General features: G+C 38.0%; 15 protein-coding genes and 1 riboswitch. Of the genes, 5 read left to right on the top strand and 10 right to left on the bottom strand.

The genetic code is table 11. The features are described 5' to 3' along the window. Nucleotides 1-269: 269 nt before the first annotated feature. Nucleotides 270-1,313, bottom strand: coding sequence for a beta-carotene 15,15'-monooxygenase (locus ACMGGO_RS08160; protein ID WP_279495436.1), 1,044 nt, complete (start codon nt 1,311-1,313; stop codon nt 270-272). Between the two features lie 98 nt (nt 1,314-1,411). Beyond that, nucleotides 1,412-2,305 carry an AraC family transcriptional regulator gene (locus tag ACMGGO_RS08155; protein WP_112118334.1) on the bottom strand — a complete coding sequence of 298 codons (894 nt, stop codon included), beginning with the start codon at nt 2,303-2,305 and terminating at the stop codon, nt 1,412-1,414. Between the two features lie 106 nt (nt 2,306-2,411). Here ACMGGO_RS08155 and ACMGGO_RS08150 point away from each other — a divergent pair, with 106 nt between their 5' ends. Both ACMGGO_RS08150 and ACMGGO_RS08145 read left to right on the top strand, forming a co-directional pair. Beyond that, a complete protein-coding gene (locus tag ACMGGO_RS08150; protein WP_257960718.1) occupies nt 2,412-3,329 on the top strand; it encodes a DMT family transporter in 918 nt (305 codons plus the stop codon). A 160-nt stretch (nt 3,330-3,489) separates the two neighbouring features. Further along, entirely contained in the window at nt 3,490-4,539 is a 1,050-nt protein-coding gene (locus ACMGGO_RS08145; protein WP_420281776.1) for a Cj0069 family protein, read from the top strand. Nucleotides 4,540-4,569: 30 nt separating this feature from the next. Here the strand turns inward: ACMGGO_RS08145 and ACMGGO_RS08140 are convergent, their stop codons facing one another. From ACMGGO_RS08140 to ACMGGO_RS08130, 3 genes are all read right to left on the bottom strand, one after another. Continuing rightward, nucleotides 4,570-5,202: a LysE family translocator gene (locus tag ACMGGO_RS08140; RefSeq protein ID WP_048392317.1), complete on the bottom strand. Its 633-nt coding sequence runs from the start codon at nt 5,200-5,202 to the stop codon at nt 4,570-4,572. 102 nt (nt 5,203-5,304) lie between these two features. Further along, complete coding sequence (locus ACMGGO_RS08135) at nt 5,305-6,048, bottom strand: tetratricopeptide repeat protein (RefSeq protein ID WP_420281775.1); 744 nt, start codon at nt 6,046-6,048, stop codon at nt 5,305-5,307. Between the two features lie 90 nt (nt 6,049-6,138). Next, entirely contained in the window at nt 6,139-7,851 is a 1,713-nt protein-coding gene (locus ACMGGO_RS08130; RefSeq protein WP_420281774.1) for a methyl-accepting chemotaxis protein, read from the bottom strand. A gap of 202 nt (nt 7,852-8,053) precedes the next feature. Here ACMGGO_RS08130 and ACMGGO_RS08125 point away from each other — a divergent pair, with 202 nt between their 5' ends. The 3 genes from ACMGGO_RS08125 (at nt 8,054) to nspC (ending at nt 11,075) form a co-directional block, all read left to right on the top strand. Next, nucleotides 8,054-8,260, top strand: coding sequence for a hypothetical protein (locus ACMGGO_RS08125; protein WP_004231223.1), 207 nt, complete (start codon nt 8,054-8,056; stop codon nt 8,258-8,260). A gap of 449 nt (nt 8,261-8,709) precedes the next feature. Beyond that, nucleotides 8,710-9,939 carry a saccharopine dehydrogenase family protein gene (locus ACMGGO_RS08120; protein ID WP_048392314.1) on the top strand — a complete coding sequence of 410 codons (1,230 nt, stop codon included), beginning with the start codon at nt 8,710-8,712 and terminating at the stop codon, nt 9,937-9,939. Continuing rightward, nucleotides 9,936-11,075: a carboxynorspermidine decarboxylase gene (nspC, locus tag ACMGGO_RS08115; protein WP_004231219.1), complete on the top strand. Its 1,140-nt coding sequence runs from the start codon at nt 9,936-9,938 to the stop codon at nt 11,073-11,075. The genes ACMGGO_RS08120 and nspC overlap by 4 nt, the downstream gene beginning before the upstream one ends. A 45-nt stretch (nt 11,076-11,120) precedes the next feature. On the opposite strand, the gene ACMGGO_RS08110 is transcribed toward nspC, so the two are convergent. The 5 genes from ACMGGO_RS08110 to ACMGGO_RS08090 all read right to left on the bottom strand — a co-directional run bounded on the left by ACMGGO_RS08110 (nt 11,121) and on the right by ACMGGO_RS08090 (nt 16,644). Then, nucleotides 11,121-12,002 (bottom strand): amidase, encoded by an 882-nt coding sequence (locus ACMGGO_RS08110; RefSeq protein WP_328012600.1) that lies wholly within the window; start codon nt 12,000-12,002, stop codon nt 11,121-11,123. Between the two features lie 43 nt (nt 12,003-12,045). After that, a riboswitch (cyclic di-GMP riboswitch) is annotated at nt 12,046-12,137 on the bottom strand. A 137-nt stretch (nt 12,138-12,274) separates the two neighbouring features. Further along, nucleotides 12,275-12,763: a chemotaxis protein CheW gene (locus ACMGGO_RS08105; RefSeq protein WP_004231214.1), complete on the bottom strand. Its 489-nt coding sequence runs from the start codon at nt 12,761-12,763 to the stop codon at nt 12,275-12,277. A 23-nt stretch (nt 12,764-12,786) separates the two neighbouring features. Beyond that, nucleotides 12,787-13,902: a M20/M25/M40 family metallo-hydrolase gene (locus tag ACMGGO_RS08100; protein WP_420281773.1), complete on the bottom strand. Its 1,116-nt coding sequence runs from the start codon at nt 13,900-13,902 to the stop codon at nt 12,787-12,789. A 134-nt stretch (nt 13,903-14,036) separates the two neighbouring features. Next, entirely contained in the window at nt 14,037-14,990 is a 954-nt protein-coding gene (locus tag ACMGGO_RS08095; RefSeq protein WP_066036220.1) for a hypothetical protein, read from the bottom strand. Between the two features lie 106 nt (nt 14,991-15,096). Continuing rightward, complete coding sequence (locus tag ACMGGO_RS08090) at nt 15,097-16,644, bottom strand: acyl-CoA carboxylase subunit beta (RefSeq protein WP_009370220.1); 1,548 nt, start codon at nt 16,642-16,644, stop codon at nt 15,097-15,099. Nucleotides 16,645-16,647: the final 3 nt, after the last annotated feature.

The raw sequence follows: 16,647 nt of genomic DNA, 5'->3' as shown, positions 1-16,647 counted from the left end.
TCCATATAGCCATGTTGAACATTGCGGTTTTGTAATCTTGTACTAATTCGTGCTTTTATTACACTTCCCCTTTTATCTCAGGCATACAATTTTCAACATATCAATCTTTCGCTAAAACAAAGCCTTCCTGTAAATCAATCATTCTCAGTACATTAAAACTATAAAATCCGAAGGTTAAAATTAGTTTAAATAGTATTAAAATCAATCAATAAAAAAATAGTCAATGTTTTGATTACAAAACATTGACTACTACTTTTTTATTAGTAATTTTAATGATGTTGGCTCATTGCCATTCCTTCTACAAGCATTTGTCTAAATTCTTGAACCTGGTCTGCTTTAATGGCTATGTGACTATAGTGCTTCTTGATCCCTAGCATAAACGTTACTTCCACAGGCTCCTTCATTTTCAAAATAAAATGCGGATAGGCCTCACCAAAATCACGTGCTATAAAGTCTATCGTATCTTTTGATAATTTTCCCTCTAACCGCTCCTTGTCTTCGATGATTTCAGCAATATGATCAAAACGAATTTCAGTACGTTTCATTAATCCCAGAGATAAGTACAATGTATCATTTGTGACATAAACAGGATTTAGGCGAATAGCCTGCATATCCGCAAGAAAGAAGATTACTGAATAAATATTAAAAACAAGCAACACAATGGAAAGTATCATTGACTTTTCATGTAGCCACCAGTGAATACCAATCGTTTCAATAGCAATCCCATGAATAATCATGAGCTGAAAAGCGATATAGCTAGAATTTTTATGCAAAGATAAGCCTTGTCGTTCTTGTCTTTTCCAACTCGCGAAACCATAATAAAGCACTAATAAATCAGCACAGATCATCTGAATAACTGGATGCTTGGGTGCATGTTGTTCTACAGCTTTTGAAAATGAAAAGAGATCTGGTAAAGAGCTTCTCCGCACTTCCCCTAGGATTTTTGGCAGGTATCGTACAAGTGTTGCCACTAGGATAATTTCTAATAGAATAATAGACCCTTCAATCGCAAAGCCAGCCCATGTCACTGCCACATAAGGCTGAAGGTGTTCCATAGGAATGATAAAACGTGCAGCAATACAGCCAGCTGCAGCTAATAGGATGGCTTGCTTTAATGAAAATTTACCTTTATAAAGCATAAATAGCACAGGCACCACCACAATACAGTCAATTAATGAGCCCATGACAACACCATTTGTTTCGATAGGTAAAAGGGATGTGCCAAATCCTGTATTATAGAGTGTATAGTTACTCGCTAATACCACTAATAATAAGGCTAGCCAAATATTTTGCTTACTTTTTAAGACCATCATTCACAATGCCCCCTCTCTACTAATAATTTTACTTTATGCCAAATGGTTCATCTTGTATAGAATTTGAGAATAAAAGATGGTCCTATTTCCATTCACGTTCAATTATTTTTCACACTTAAAAACTTCTTACGATAAACATGTGGCGGATAGCCAGTGTATTCTTTAAACTTTTCAATATAATAACTGACGGTACTAAAGCCTGTATTAACAGCTATTTCTGTTATCGATAGCTCATTACCCTTCAATAATTCTATGCTTTTGCGCAGTCGATATTGGCATAAATAGGTAAACGGTGTCATGCCCACTATTTTCTTAAAAAAACGACTACATTCAGCGCGACTTATATACACATGGCTAGCTAAATCTTCTAATGCTATTTTCTGCTGATAATGTGCATGTAAAAAATCTAGCATAGCTTTTGCTCGTTCATGCTGAACAATAGTGGCAGAATCCATTATTTGTTCTGTCAATAAGGATTGGGTTAGCATGGATTCCCAAATAAATAGAAGCTCTCTCCGTACCTTTAACTCAAAAAAAGCGGTTTGCTCTCGCATTAATTCCGCAATCGTTGCTACTTTCTGTGCTAACTCTCCTGTTAGTTTGACATAAGGTATTCGATTTCTTGTAATATACGGTTCTACATATTTTGAGAAAAAGATACTGCCCTCATGCCCCCCCATTAACTTTGGATCTACATTTACACAATAAACGATCGCTTGCTCTATTTGATAAGGCTTTGCTTCATGTAATCCAGAGGCATTAATAAAGAGCCCCTCGCCTTGGTTCAAAACAAAAACGTCCGTCCCCACTCGATACTGAGCACATCCCTTTTTTATCAAAACAAATTGTATTTCTTTATGCCAATGGAGAGGTAGAAAATCCATGCTTTCTAATCGCATAATCGTTTCATACAAGGCAACTGGAAATTCCTTTGTTCCATGCAAGGTTAATTCTTGTAAATCCTTGGCAATTTTAATATGTGTTAACGGCATCTCTAACACCTCAATATATTGATATTTTATTGGATTAAATCGATATTTATTTCCACTTAATCACTTTATAATCATCTTATATTGATAGTTTAGGAGATGTAAACAGATGAATCAAATTATCCAAAATAAACGTACACTGGGCTTTCTACTAGTTATTCTTGGAGCAAGTTTCTGGGGAATCGGAGGGACCGTTGCCCAACGACTATTTCAGCAGGACAATTTAGAGGTCGGCTGGCTTGTTTCTAGTCGTTTACTTTTAGCGGGTCTGTTACTAATAGCTATTTATAAAATGACCCATCGGCATGAATCCATTTTCGTCATATGGCGCACAAAGCAAAATGCTTTTAGACAAATTTTATTTAGCCTACTCGGCATGCTTGCTGTCCAATACACCTATATGATGTCAATCGCTATTGGTAATTCAGCTGTAGCCACATTATTGCAATATTTAGCACCACTGTTTATCATGGCTTATTACTTTCTAACGAGGCAAAGTCCATTGACAAAGCAGGATGGTATAGCTGTGTCACTTACACTTGTGGGGACCTTTTTATTATTAACAAACGGTTCTTTCTCAACATTGTCCGTTCCTTTAATGGCTGTGTTATGGGGTATCTTATCTGGTCTTTCTGTTGCATTTTATACCATTTATGCCGTCCCACTTTTACAGCAATTCCATTCATTACTAGTTGTCGGCTGGTCGATGATCATCGGTGGTATAGTTATGAGTATAGCTCATCCACCATGGGCTATCGATCTATCTGATTGGACGTTTTCAACCATTGCCTATTTTCTCTTTATTGTTATTTTTGGGACAATGCTCGCTTTTTGGTTTTATATTGCTAGCTTGCACTATCTTTCACCAAAGGAGTCAAGCCTACTAGGTAGTCTTGAACCATTAATGGCTGTCATCACAAGTGTTTGGTGGTTAAAGATTGCTTTTGGTGGCTATCAGTTTATTGGTACATTGCTAATTCTTCTTATGATTTTATACCTTACAGTATTTCAGAAAAAGCAAGCTTGAAAACAGAAAATTAAGAGAGTTATGAATTTTAATAGTCAATACCTCCTATTACCGAGATAGTAATATATGAATTTATACATAAAATTTACATATTTTATCTATCTTTTCTCCTTATTTGTCTACTATACTGAACATAACAACAGATATAAGGAGGTATTTTATGGATAAAAAAGTTATTTTTTTCGAGGTGGAAGGCGGCACAGATAAAGGACCAGATGGCTATCGCCCAGATACAATGCCAATGGTGGAAGCGCTACAGCAACGTGGACAGAATGCAGAGGTACTCTTCTTTGATATCACAAAAAAGCAGGAAATCTTTCACTATGTTAAGGAACATGGCATTGCCTATGTATCTCGCATTAACCCAGGCAACTTACAGCATGAGGATGAGTACTTTGCTATGCTACGAGAGCTATGCCAAGCTGGCGTTATAGGGATGCCACATCCAGACGCCATGATTAGCTATGGTTCAAAAGACGTATTATCAAAACTGACGACAACAAATTTAGTACCTGATGATACATTTGCCTACTACACAATCGAAGCATTCAAAAAACAATTCCCTACTTCCTTAGCCTTAACAGAGCGTGTTTTGAAGCAAAATCGTGGTTCAACTGGAGAAGGTATTTGGCGTGTAAAATTGGTGGAACCGCTAGCAGAGGGTATCACTGAAGTGCCACTTGATGCACAAATCAAATGTACTGAAGCAAAAGATAATCATGTAGAATATTGGCAGCTTGGCGACTTTATGACATTTTGTGAGCAGTATATTACAGGGACGAATGGTATGTTAATCGATATGCGCTTTCTTCCAAGGATTACAGAAGGCGAAATCCGCTTATTCATGTTGCGCGATCATCCTGTACACGTCGTACATAAAAAACCAGCTGCTACCGAGGATGCCTTTAGTGCAACTCTATTCTCTGGCGCTCAATATCGCTATGACAAACCTGAAGACTGGCAAGAGCTGGTACAAAACTTTTTAAAGCAGCTCCCTCAAGTAACAAACCTACTAGGCAATTATGATTTACCGCTAATCTGGACAGCCGACTTTATGCTAGATACCAATGAAGTCGGAGAAGATTGCTATATTTTAGGTGAGATGAATTGTTCTTGTGTTGGCTTTACTTCAGAACTAGCATTAGCGCATGAAGTAGCAGAAGAAATTTTAGCTTGTTTAAAAGAGCATACTGAGGCTATTGCGCAATAAAAAAAGTGCGATCTTTAGGGATCGCACTTTTCATATATAAATCTTAATTCCTTGTATAAATTCATAGATAAAATAACAAGCAAAACCAATCAATAAGAATCCTGCGACAATTGTAAATGTCCTAATCATCTTCCGATTCATAGCTTTACGAGTAACCGAGACAATGGTCAGCAAACCGATATCGTGGAGTAAAATTCCACTTAAAACACCAGCAGCAATAATTAAAAAGCTCGTTGACTCCCCTTGTCCATAAGATTTTGCTAGCACCACACCAAATACGTTGACCCAAAAAACAAGATTACCAGGCGAAATGGCCACTAGTAAGCCGTTAAAATAAGAGGCAAAAAACGATTTGGTTACTTTTTCTCCTGCCAATGTAATATCATGGTCAGCGTTCTTGATAGAATCATAGCCTAACAAGAATAAAAAGCCCGCTCCAATAATCCACATAGGTAGTTGAATTAAAGGCATAGCTAAGATGGAAGCTAGTCCCATATACAAAGCAAAAACCAATACAATATCAATGGTCATGCCACCAAGTCCAACTGCCCAGCCGTGCATAAAACCATTTTTGAGTCCTTGCTTTGTCATTTCTACTGTAATAGCTCCTACAGGCATGGCAATGGCAAGTCCTACCAATACATACGCTACATATAAACTCAAAAAAACACTTCTTTCATGTCATCGATAAGCTTCATACGTCCGTTTATGGTTTCACTATAGCATAATTATACTTGAAAGGAAATAATTATTAATAGATACCTGTTAGAGCATTTGCTTTTTCCATTGCGCTAACAAATCTTTTGACTTCTCCAAATCCAATTTCAATGTGACCTGCTTAGCTGTACAACGTTTTTTAGCTTTCTCCCATGCTTCTTCCAAGGCAGGTAAATAGCTTAAATTTTTTGTCGCTGCTACTAGCTGGAAAATTATATTACCTTGAATATAGTGCCAACGAGGATTCATTCCATCTAGGAGTATTGCTTCTTCAATCAGTCTTAATGCCAAATAAGGGCTACCTTCGTGACGATTTAAAAACTGTGCAAATGCTCCCCAATACAATGCCTTATTAGGCTGCAATTTGATTGCCTCCGCATACTGTACTGATGCCTTATCCTGTTCTTTTGCAAGGACATAATATTCTGCCATTGTATAGTAGGCGTTCGCCTGCGCTTCTATAGGTCCTGCTAATAATTCATCGACCACTTTACCAAATTGCTCATCATCCTGACTACCTATATAAGCTGCGAGAACATCTCGTTCTGGATACGAACCATCTGTACGTTCCTTACTTTGCTTTGCTTTGTCATCAGTAGGCTGAGGCATATTTGCATACCCATTTGCCTCTAGCATTGCCACATGCTGCTGAATGACTTGATAGGCCTCTTCTGCGATCGCTGTATCATTGCCCAATATTTCTTTAGCTAGTTGATAACTTTCCTTTACTTGACCACTCAAAAATAAGTCATTGACTTGTTGAACTTGCTCGTTCATTTGTTTTACCACCATTAAAATCCTCACCTTCGCAAAAGAAAAATCTTATTGCTAGTTTACCATTTAAGTAGTATTAGCAAAAGCCAACATGTCCTAATTTTTCTATTATTCTTTTAATTTAAACGCCTTTACATGCTGTTCGAGTGTGTGTGCCATGTGATTTGTTTCATTAGAGCCATGTGCCACCTCATCAATGCTTGCAGTTGTTTGCTGTGCTGCGACAGTAATCATATTCATCGTTTCTTCTATATCACGAATAGATTCTGTTAATTGTTGAATCATCTGCACAATACGTGTAGATTTTTCGTTTTCAGCGGTCATAGCATTAGAAATGGCAATCATTTCTTCTACTGTTGCAGCCACTGCTGTAGAAATATTTCCTAAAGATTGTGCGGTTAGACGTACTGTCTCTGTTCCTTTTTCAATATATTGCGTATTATCATTCGTAGATGACATGACCTGCTGCACATGCTTCATTATATCCTGAATAAGCTGTTCAACTTGCAATACCTCTTGATTAGATTGCTCAGCAAGCTTCCGTACTTCCTCAGCAACAATAGCAAAGCCTTTGCCATGCTCCCCTGCTCTAGCCGCTTCAATGGAAGCATTCAGTGCTAGCAAATTTGTTTGTGATGCGATGTTTGCAATAGACGTTGTAATCGTTTGAATTTTGGTTGCAGATGTAACTAAGTTTTCTACTGTTTGTCGTACCTCACCTGATCCGCTGTGAATTAGTGCCATATCATTGCTTATATCTTTTGCTAGTCGTTCACCCTCTGTTGCTAATTCCATCGTTTGTCGAGCGTTATCAGCACTGTTATTGGCATTGCTTTGAATCATTTGAAGGTCGTGTGCTAAAGAAGTAAGAACATCTGTCGCATTTTCAGCATGGTGCATCCCTGCCGTCACGGCACTTGTTACCTCTTCGATATTATTGGCGACACCTTGAATGGTATTGCTCATATCGTTCAAGGTGGAAGCGGTTTCATCTGCGTTATTCGTTAAAGTGTTAGAAGTGGAACGCATCGTCATAATCATATTTTGTAAATTAGCTGTCATTCGATTTAATGTATTCGCTAAATCCGCTACTTCATCTTTACTGTTAATTTTTGTTTCAGGTACAGCTAAATTACCATTGGCAATTTCTTTCGCCTGCTGAATTAACACACTAATCGGTCTTACTTTACGACGAATTAAAAAGCCTGTAATGATGGAAGCAATTAGCATAGGGAAAATACTAATTAAAATCCCATTTCGTACAACATCCCATGTTCGCTCCTTTACGATATTGGCATCAAAGTCGATGACACTAATGGCAATAATTTCTTTACTGGAATCATGGTCTTTAAAAATAGGGGCATAGCCAGATAAACGGTCCATCCCTGCATAGGTATAAGGCTGTGAGTATGTTGGATGCTTATGTGTAAGCAACATATCAATAGCTTCTTTATCTAAATAAAATTGATCACCAGGGGCATAACCTTTTTCAGCCAAATGATCATCAAGCGCTAATAATGTGCCATCCAACGATAAAATATATTGTGTTTGGAAAATATCTTTATGACCTGTTGTCCAGTTCAAATCGTTCCCAATGCTTTCCTGTACAGCCTTGTCGCCTTGAATGGCCTTGTCCAATTGTTGCGGATTGATCAAACCTGTCGTAATATTGGCACAGCCATAGGCCTCAACACCAGCAGCATCATAAAGTTTATTGTAAGCAGTTATGTATGTAGCGAACGAAGTAATCCCTAGCATCACCACTAAAATACCAGCGATAATCGTCCCAAGTTGAAAAGTTAATGAATTGCGTAATTTCACGATCCATCCTCTCCCCTTTCTTGTAATAATCTATGAATATTCCTTTTGTGTTTCATCATACTACAAAAAGATGTATTAAAAAAGCATCTTTAATTATTCTAGTAAGATAAAAACATTGGAAAAAGTTCTGAATTGTGCGATAATTGAAGTTAATTAACTTAAATCCTGAGCATTACCAATTCATCTAATAGGAGGGCTTGCTATGAATAAACGCTTTCATCTAGTATCGATTGTTACAGGCAACTTGTTAACAATAGGGGCCATTTTTATTTATGCCATGCAAAGTCAAGTGGGAGTAGCCCTCAGTACGTATGCTCTTGTGATGGGTTTTTTTAGTACTTTGCTTGTGGTTTTCTTCTATATATGGGGGGAAGAAAAACAACAAGTATCCAATCGTTTTCTGAAATAATATGCATCATTTTCCAGTACACAGATACCTGTAGCACGTTTAATGTGGTTCCTTCCCTTTCTATATGTAGAGGGATTTTTTTATGTAAAGTTAGTAGAAATGATTTAGTAGTTGGTATCAAATCGTCAATCGGTAGAGATACTATGTCAAAACATTCATTTAGAAAAATATTTACTTGATGTCGTAGTATCTTGGATGAATTGTGATATAACTACACCAATTATTTAGGTCTATACAACAGCAACTTTCCTCTATTTTTACTAAAATGGCGTTGTAGATTTATTCATGATTCCCTTCTTTTCCGAGGCATTCCCCTCCTTATACGTCTAATTGTTGTAGAAAAATAAAATTTTTTGTAGAAAATTTTAAAACAATGATTGAGTAGTATATCAATTTTCTGTATAATCAGCTTGTTTGACAATACTTTATATGAACTTGGGGGTAGACAATTGGGTAAAGCATTGATTATCGGAGCTGGCGGAGTTGCCAGTGTTGTGGTACACAAGTGTGTTCAAAATTCGGACGTATTTGAGGAAATTTGTATCGCAAGTAGAACTGTTTCAAAATGTGACGCTCTAAAAGAAAAACTAGACGGCGGAAAAACAAAAATTCATACTGCACAGGTAGACGCAGACAATACAGAAGAGGTTATTGAGCTTATTAAAGCTTTCGGACCAGATGTAGTGATTAACGTGGCTCTACCTTATCAGGACTTAACGATTATGGATGCTTGCTTAGCGACAGGTGTGCACTATGTGGATACTGCAAACTACGAGCCACCTGAAACGGCAAAATTTGAATATAAATGGCAATGGGCTTATAAAGAGAAGTTTGAAAAAGCTGGCTTAACTGCATTACTTGGAAGCGGTTTTGACCCAGGTGTAACAGGCGTTTTCACAGCTCATGCACAAAAACATGAATTTGATGAAATCCACTATATCGATATCGTGGATGCCAATGCGGGAGATCATGGATATCATTTCGCAACAAACTTCAACCCAGAAATTAACATTCGTGAAATTACAGCGAATGGTCGTTACTGGAAAGAAGGCGAGTGGATTGAAACTGCACCACTTGAGAAAAAAGAAGTGTATAACCTACCTGAAATCGGACCAAAAGATATTTACCTTCTATACCATGAAGAGCTTGAATCCCTTGCAAAAAATATCAAAGGTTTAAAACAAATCCGCTTCTGGATGACGTTCTCTGAAAAATACTTAACACACTTAAAAGTGTTAGAAAACGTAGGTATGACATCAATTGAGCCAATCGAATTCGAAGGGCAAATGATTCAACCAATCCACTTCCTTAAAGCGGTATTACCAGATCCAGCTTCACTTGGACCACGTACGAAAGGTAAAACAAACATCGGTTGTATCATTCGCGGTCTAAAAGATGGCAAAGAAAAAACGTACTATGTGTACAACGTATGTGACCACGAAGAGTGCTACAACGAGGTTGGTTCACAAGCGATTTCTTACACAACTGGCGTACCAGCTATGATCGGTGCAATGCTTGTGATGAACGGTGAATGGCGTAAACCAGGTGTATGGAATGTGGAAGATTTCAATCCAGATCCATTCATGGATGCACTAAATAAATGGGGTCTACCATGGCAAGAAAGCCATAACCCAGAATTATTAGACCTTGATTTAGATGCAAAGGAATTAAGCCGATGAAACCAATTGATTTTTCAAAAGTTCCATCCCCTTCTTATGTAGTGGATGAGCGATTATTAACAAAGAATCTTGAGCTTTTAAAATCAATTCAAGATCGAACAGGCTGCCGCATTTTATTAGCCCTTAAAGGCTTCTCTATGCATTCAACATTCCCACTAGTAGGGGAATATTTAGCGGGCATTACATCTAGCTCACTGCATGAGGCACGTCTTGGCTATGAAAAAATGGGCAAAGAAGTTCACGTTTATGCACCTGCTTATATTGAGCATGAAATGGACGAGCTTCTAGGCTATGTGGATCACATCGTATTTAACTCATTTAACCAATGGGCTCAGTTCAAGGATAAAGTTAAATCTGCTGGTAAAACAATTGAATGTGGTATTCGTGTGAATCCTGAATACTCTGAAATTGAAACAGCTCTTTATGATCCTTGTTACACAAACTCTCGCCTTGGTACAACATTGGCTAACTTTGATAAATCACAGCTTGATGGTATCGATGGCTTACACTTCCATGCGATGTGTGAACAAAATTCTGATACATTAGAGCGTATTATTGAAGTAGTTGAGGAAAAATTTGGTGATGTTTTACACCAAATGAAATGGTTAAACTTCGGTGGCGGTCACCATATTACACGTGATGATTATGATGTAGAAAAACTTGTGAACATCATTAATTATATTCAAGAAAAGTATAACCTGCTTGTTTATCTTGAGCCAGGTGAAGCAGTAGCCCTTAATACAGGCTATTTAGTAGCAACGGTGCTAGATATTCAAGAAAATGGAATGGATCTTGCTATTTTAGATACATCAGCAACATGTCACATGCCTGATGTACTTGAAATGCCTTACCGTCCAATGATTATTGGTTCTGGACAAGCAAATGAATTAGCACACACATATCGCTTAGGCGGACTAACATGTCTAGCTGGTGATGTGATTGGCGATTATTCGTTTGAACAGCCATTAAAACCAGGTGATCGTCTTGTATTCACAGATATGGCTCATTATTCAATGGTGAAAAACCATATGTTTAACGGTGTCAACTTACCATCTATCGTTTCTTATAATGATGAAGAAGGTATTAAAGTCATTCGTGAATTTAAATTCGAGGACTACAGTGGTCGACTGTCCTAATACCAATAGAAAAGCCCTTCCAGTTTAACACTGGAAGGGCTTTTTTTATGGACGCATGGTCATCCAATTCTCCACATAATGAATGGCTACTCCATGAAAAGCATCGTTATTTGAAAAATGTTGCTGAACAAGTATAAGCTGTTCATTCATAAAGGCTTCTCCATTATCATAAAAAGTAATATTTTCCCCTTCCTCTGAAGCGCCTGTTTCTACACCAATTACAATTGATTTATTCACAGTGGAAGCATAAGCGATTTCATGTTCTACAATAGAGATAATATCTTTTGCAGCATCACGATAGGCCATGATCGTCACACTATCCACATGGTCAATGACCCAATCAGCTAATAACCCTTTTCCAAATTCATTATTATACTGAACTTCATCAAACCAAAATGGCATATCTACTTCTAAAGTAAGTTGTAACTGACTTGCTTTCTCATTTGCTTTCATTATTAGTGTTTGATAGGATTCTATCGTTTGTGCTTGATGTAAACTCCATCCACTATTTAAATAAGGTTCTACATCAAGGTGAACCCCAGAAAATTGCTCAGATTCAGTTGAATTCTCATTATATGTATGTAACCAATTAAACAATTCGTCTTGGCTTCGACTACCCTCAGCTGAAACCCAGCTTGCAGCACCATCCAATGCATAAATGCGAATACCTCTGTGAGAAGCGTTACTAATAAAATGCTTATAGTCATTGCTCGCTATGCCTTGATCGATTTGCAGATAAACTTTATTGACATCGTTATGTTCTAAAAATAATAATATTTTTTCTTGGTCATCAATGATGAGGGATGTATCCCACAGCCATGTAGCCTTTTCCTGTATAGACATTGCATCAACCTTTCCACTTGATAAAGCTAATGAACTAATCATGATGACGATTAGTGCGGTCCATACTTTTAATTGTCTCTTCATACGAACTAACTCCATTCTACTCGCCACGGCTCCTAGAACAGAACCTGGCAACCTGACAATCTTGCACTGAAATTATAGTGTTTAGACTCATGGCTTTGCGTCCCTCCCTTTCGGTGAAGTTTGCCTTTTTCAGTTTTTTCTTAATCATTATCATACGCGGTTAGTAATTGTTTGTCTGTAGGTATAATGCATAATTGTCACATGTATGATCAGGTAAAAACGACAAAATACAGGTTAAATTTACTATTCAAACATAAAAAAACGTAGAGTACTTAAGCCTCTACGTTTTCCTTTTCATTTTCAAGCATTTTGTGTAAATAATCGATAATTTCTCGAATGCCCTCTAATGAATTAACCAGTATTTTTGGATCAACATATGTTATCATTCGATTTTCAAGATTAGCTACCGCAGTAAAATAGCGTGTTTTACTATAATTGACTAGACCCAATTGCTGAAGTACTGATTCATCGAAATCAAGAATTTCACGTGCTTCTGTAACAAGTAATCCATAATTAACAACATCTGTATTCAACACAATGATACGAGCAGTTGCTGTATTCGATGAACGATTGTACAGTATGCGTTCAAAATCAAGAACAGGTACAAGCTCACCGCGAATTCTTGTAAAGCCTAGAAGATAGTTAGGTAAATGAGGAATAGGTGTTACTTGCTCTAATTTTTCAATTGAAATCGCTTGCTCCACAGGCACAGCATACTCCTCTGTCCCACAAGCAAAAACGACTGCTTTGACACTTTCCATAGGGTCACATCCTTATTCGACTGTTAGTTTTTCGCCGATTCTTTGACGATTTCTACTAGTAAATCTGCTAATTTTTCAAGTTCTTCTACTGGTATTTTTTCATTTGTTGTATGGATATCCTCGTATCCAACAGATAAATTAACTGTAGGAATACCAAAGCCTGCGATGACGTTTGCATCTGAGCCTCCACCAGAAATGCCTAGTGTCGGTGTACGATCAATATTGCGTGCAGCAGCCATAGCTACCTGAACTACTTTATCCGATTCCGTTACACGGAAGCCTGGATACATTAGCTTCACTTCTACCTCTGCACGTGCGCCTAAAGAAGCAGCTACTTGTTCAAACGTATCTTGCATATGCTTTGTTTGCACATCCAATTTAGCTTTGTCTATAGAGCGTGCTTCTGCAAGGATTGTCACTTCGTCACAAACAATATTCGTCGCTTGTCCACCTTCAAAACGCCCAATATTCGCTGTCGTTTCTTCATCTAAACGACCTAGTTTCATTTGAGCAATGCATTTTGATGCGACTGTTATGGCAGAAATGCCCTTTTCAGGAGCAACCCCTGCATGTGCCGTTTTTCCAATAATCTTTGTGAAAATTTTCGCTTGGAATGGTGCTGCTGTCACGATACCACCAACTTTGCCATCGCTATCAACCGCAAATCCATATTTTGCTTTAATGTTAGCTGGATCTAACTCTTTAGCGCCAACAAGGCCACTTTCTTCACCAGCCGTAATAATAAATTCAATATCGCCATGTGCAATATTTTGCTCTTTCAAACGTTTGACCATCTCAAATAGAGCAGCTAGTCCTGCTTTATCATCGGCACCTAAAATCGTCGTACCATCTGATACGATATAGCCATCCTCACGCAAAGACGGTTTGATGCCTTTTCCTGGAACGACAGTATCCATATGAGAAGTGAAATAGATTGGCTCTACATCCAATGTGCCTTTTAATGTGGCAATAATATTACCTGCCCCATGTCCATTACGCGTATGTGCATCGTCTTGAATCACTGAAAATCCAAGTGCAGTTAACTTATCTACAAGAATTGGTGCTATTAGTTGTTCATGTTTTGTTTCCGAATCAATTTGTACGAGCTCAAAAAACTCTTCTACTAAACGACTTGTCATGTTGTAAAACTCCCTTAGTTTACGTGTATTTCCACGTTATAGTATATGTATCATTTTAGCACAACGTCAGAAGAGTTGAAATCATTGAACAATACTACCAAAATAAAAAGTCTGAGAAAAATCTCAGACTTTCCCTAGTCATTGAAAATAAGCTCTTTTTCTTTTTCTAATGATTGTAAGTAGTTGACAGCTTTATTATGTTTATCCTGTAAGCGCCAAATCGTATTATGTACATCATCTTGAACACGCGAGACCTGTTCCCTTGCTGTCGAGATTTTAGAATGAACAGACCATGCTGAAAAAATATCATCAAAAAAGTAATCAGCAAACTTAACAAACCCATCTGTTTCAATATGCAGCGATTTCGTAGACATTTCATGAACATCTAATAATTCATTATGAAACCTTTGTAACGCAATTTGAGCACTATGTAAATAGTTTTCAGACTGATCGAGTGCATCATGCTTTAAGTGCGTAGCAATCAGCCCACCGCCAAAAAATGTATCCCATGTGGAATACCCATTGGCCGAATGTAATGAAGCTGCTGCTTGCCCTAGCCTTGTAAGAGCTACTTCTCCCGCTTCCTCCGCCTCTTTAATTTCTCTAATGAGCTGCTTTGTTAGCATTTCCTCATGTGCTAAATGCTCTAGCCTTTCTGCTTGGGCAGCATCATGAATCTGTAAATACTTCTTCTTTTTAAGGTAGACCTGTTGAAGTGATTGCTGTAGCGCATTTTCATCAATCTGGGCAAGCTGATTCATCACTTGCACGTTGTCCTCTGCTAAATCATTTTGCATTTTCTTTGCTTCATTCAGCTTTAATTCAAGTACTGCCGCCTTATCAATTTTTTCTGCCCTCAGTTCATCTTGTTGCCCTGTCCATGTACGAATCATATTCATAAACGAGAAACCATCCAATTTATCAAGTTTGGATCGAATTTGGTGGAGTGCTGCTGTATGAGTGTCTATTTCCTGTTGTGTATGTTTAATTTGCCCATCAATTAACTGATTTTGTTCGTTTAATCTAGATGCTTTTCTAAGTTGTGCATGAATCTTTTCTTGCTCTGTTTGTAATTGCTGCCATTCCATTCATCTCAACTCCTCATATCTATCAGTACGGATGACAAACAAAAATGTTTCACTTTTTGGCAATGAAAAACCTAGCAACTTTTGAGCTGCTAGGCTTGTATGACTATTATAGAGGAATATTACCGTGCTTTTTCTCTGGACGTGTTTCATGTTTGTTTGACAGCATATCAAGTCCTTGAATCAGCTTGATACGTGTATCTCGTGGATCGATTACGTCGTCTACCATACCGCGAGATGCTGCAACATATGGGTTAGCAAATTTCTCTTTATATTCTTCGATTTTTGCTGCACGAGTTGCTTCTGGGTCATCTGATTTTGCAATTTCACGGGCAAAAATGATGTTAGCTGCGCCAGCAGCACCCATAACAGCAATTTCAGCATTTGGCCATGCAAATACAAGGTCAGCACCAATTGATTTAGAGTTTAACGCAACGTAAGCGCCTCCATAAGCTTTACGTAAAATCACTGTAATTTTTGGAACAGTCGCTTCTGAGTAAGCATAAAGAATTTTCGCACCATGACGAATAATACCACCATGTTCTTGTTTAACACCTGGGAAGAAGCCAGAAACGTCTTCAAATGTGATGATTGGGATATTGTATGCATCACAAGTACGAATGAAACGAGCAGCTTTATCAGAAGAATCGATATCTAAGCCACCAGCAAGAACTTTTGGTTGGTTACAAACAAGTCCAACTGATTCGCCAGCAATACGTGCAAAACCGACAACTACGTTTTTAGCAAACTCTGCATGTACTTCCATGAACGAACCTTCATCCACTACTTGCTCAACAACTTTACGTACATCATATGGACGTGTTGTTTCGATTGGTACTGTATCTACGATTTCTGGACGGTAGTCATCCCCTTCAGGTCTAGCTTGACGAGGTGCCTTTTCTTTATTGTTTTGTGGTAAGTAGCTTAATAGTTTTTTAATTTCATCAATCGCTGCCTCTTCAGAAGGAGCACGGAAATGAGCATTCCCACTGACCGCATTATTTACTTTCGAACCACCTAAATCTTCAGCAGAAATTTTCTCTCCTGTTACCGTTTCGATTACTTTAGGTCCTGTAATGAACATTTGAGATGTCTTATCCACCATTAGAATAAAGTCAGTAATAGCTGGAGAATAAACAGCTCCACCAGCACAAGGTCCCATAATCACAGAGATTTGTGGAATCACACCAGAATAAATGGCATTTCGGTAGAAGATATGACCATAGCCATCTAATGAAAGAACACCCTCTTGAATACGTGCACCGCCTGAGTCATTGATGCCGATAAATGGTGTACCATTTTTAGCAGCTAGATCCATCACTGTTGCCATTTTTTTCGCATGCATTTCACCAAGCGCCCCACCAAACACTGTGAAATCTTGAGAGAATAAGTATACTGGACGTCCGTTAATTTTACCGAATCCAGTTACGACACCATCACCAGGTCCCTCCATTTTTTCCATGCCGAAGTCTACTGTACGATGTGTAATAAATGGGTTGATTTCGAAAAATGTACCTTCGTCTAGCAACAAGTCTATACGCTCACGAGCAGTAAGTTTCCCCTTCTCATGCTGCTTATCGATGCGATCATAGCCACCACCAAGTTCAATTACCGTTTTACGGTCATACAAGTCATTGATTTTGTCGAACATATCCATACT

Origin of the sequence: Lysinibacillus sp. BNK-21, from assembly GCF_048684915.1 — a bacterium.
Classification (GTDB): Bacteria; Bacillota; Bacilli; order Bacillales_A; family Planococcaceae; genus Lysinibacillus; species Lysinibacillus capsici.
This window is presented reverse-complemented; position numbering and strand designations above follow the sequence as displayed.

Excerpts from the sequence above, each read along its gene's own strand:
- ACMGGO_RS08160 (WP_279495436.1), bottom strand. The coding sequence starts at position 1,313 with ATGATGGTCTTAAAAAGTAAGCAAAATATTTGGCTAGCCTTATTATTA.
- ACMGGO_RS08155 (WP_112118334.1), bottom strand. The coding sequence starts at position 2,305 with ATGCCGTTAACACATATTAAAATTGCCAAGGATTTACAAGAATTAACC.
- ACMGGO_RS08150 (WP_257960718.1), top strand. The coding sequence starts at position 2,412 with ATGAATCAAATTATCCAAAATAAACGTACACTGGGCTTTCTACTAGTT.
- ACMGGO_RS08145 (WP_420281776.1), top strand. The coding sequence starts at position 3,490 with ATGGATAAAAAAGTTATTTTTTTCGAGGTGGAAGGCGGCACAGATAAA.
- ACMGGO_RS08135 (WP_420281775.1), bottom strand. The coding sequence starts at position 6,048 with ATGGTGGTAAAACAAATGAACGAGCAAGTTCAACAAGTCAATGACTTA.
- ACMGGO_RS08125 (WP_004231223.1), top strand. The coding sequence starts at position 8,054 with ATGAATAAACGCTTTCATCTAGTATCGATTGTTACAGGCAACTTGTTA.
- nspC (WP_004231219.1), top strand. The coding sequence starts at position 9,936 with ATGAAACCAATTGATTTTTCAAAAGTTCCATCCCCTTCTTATGTAGTG.
- ACMGGO_RS08110 (WP_328012600.1), bottom strand. The coding sequence starts at position 12,002 with ATGAAGAGACAATTAAAAGTATGGACCGCACTAATCGTCATCATGATT.
- ACMGGO_RS08105 (WP_004231214.1), bottom strand. The coding sequence starts at position 12,763 with ATGGAAAGTGTCAAAGCAGTCGTTTTTGCTTGTGGGACAGAGGAGTAT.
- ACMGGO_RS08100 (WP_420281773.1), bottom strand. The coding sequence starts at position 13,902 with ATGACAAGTCGTTTAGTAGAAGAGTTTTTTGAGCTCGTACAAATTGAT.
- ACMGGO_RS08095 (WP_066036220.1), bottom strand. The coding sequence starts at position 14,990 with ATGGAATGGCAGCAATTACAAACAGAGCAAGAAAAGATTCATGCACAA.
- ACMGGO_RS08090 (WP_009370220.1), bottom strand. The coding sequence starts at position 16,644 with ATGGATATGTTCGACAAAATCAATGACTTGTATGACCGTAAAACGGTA.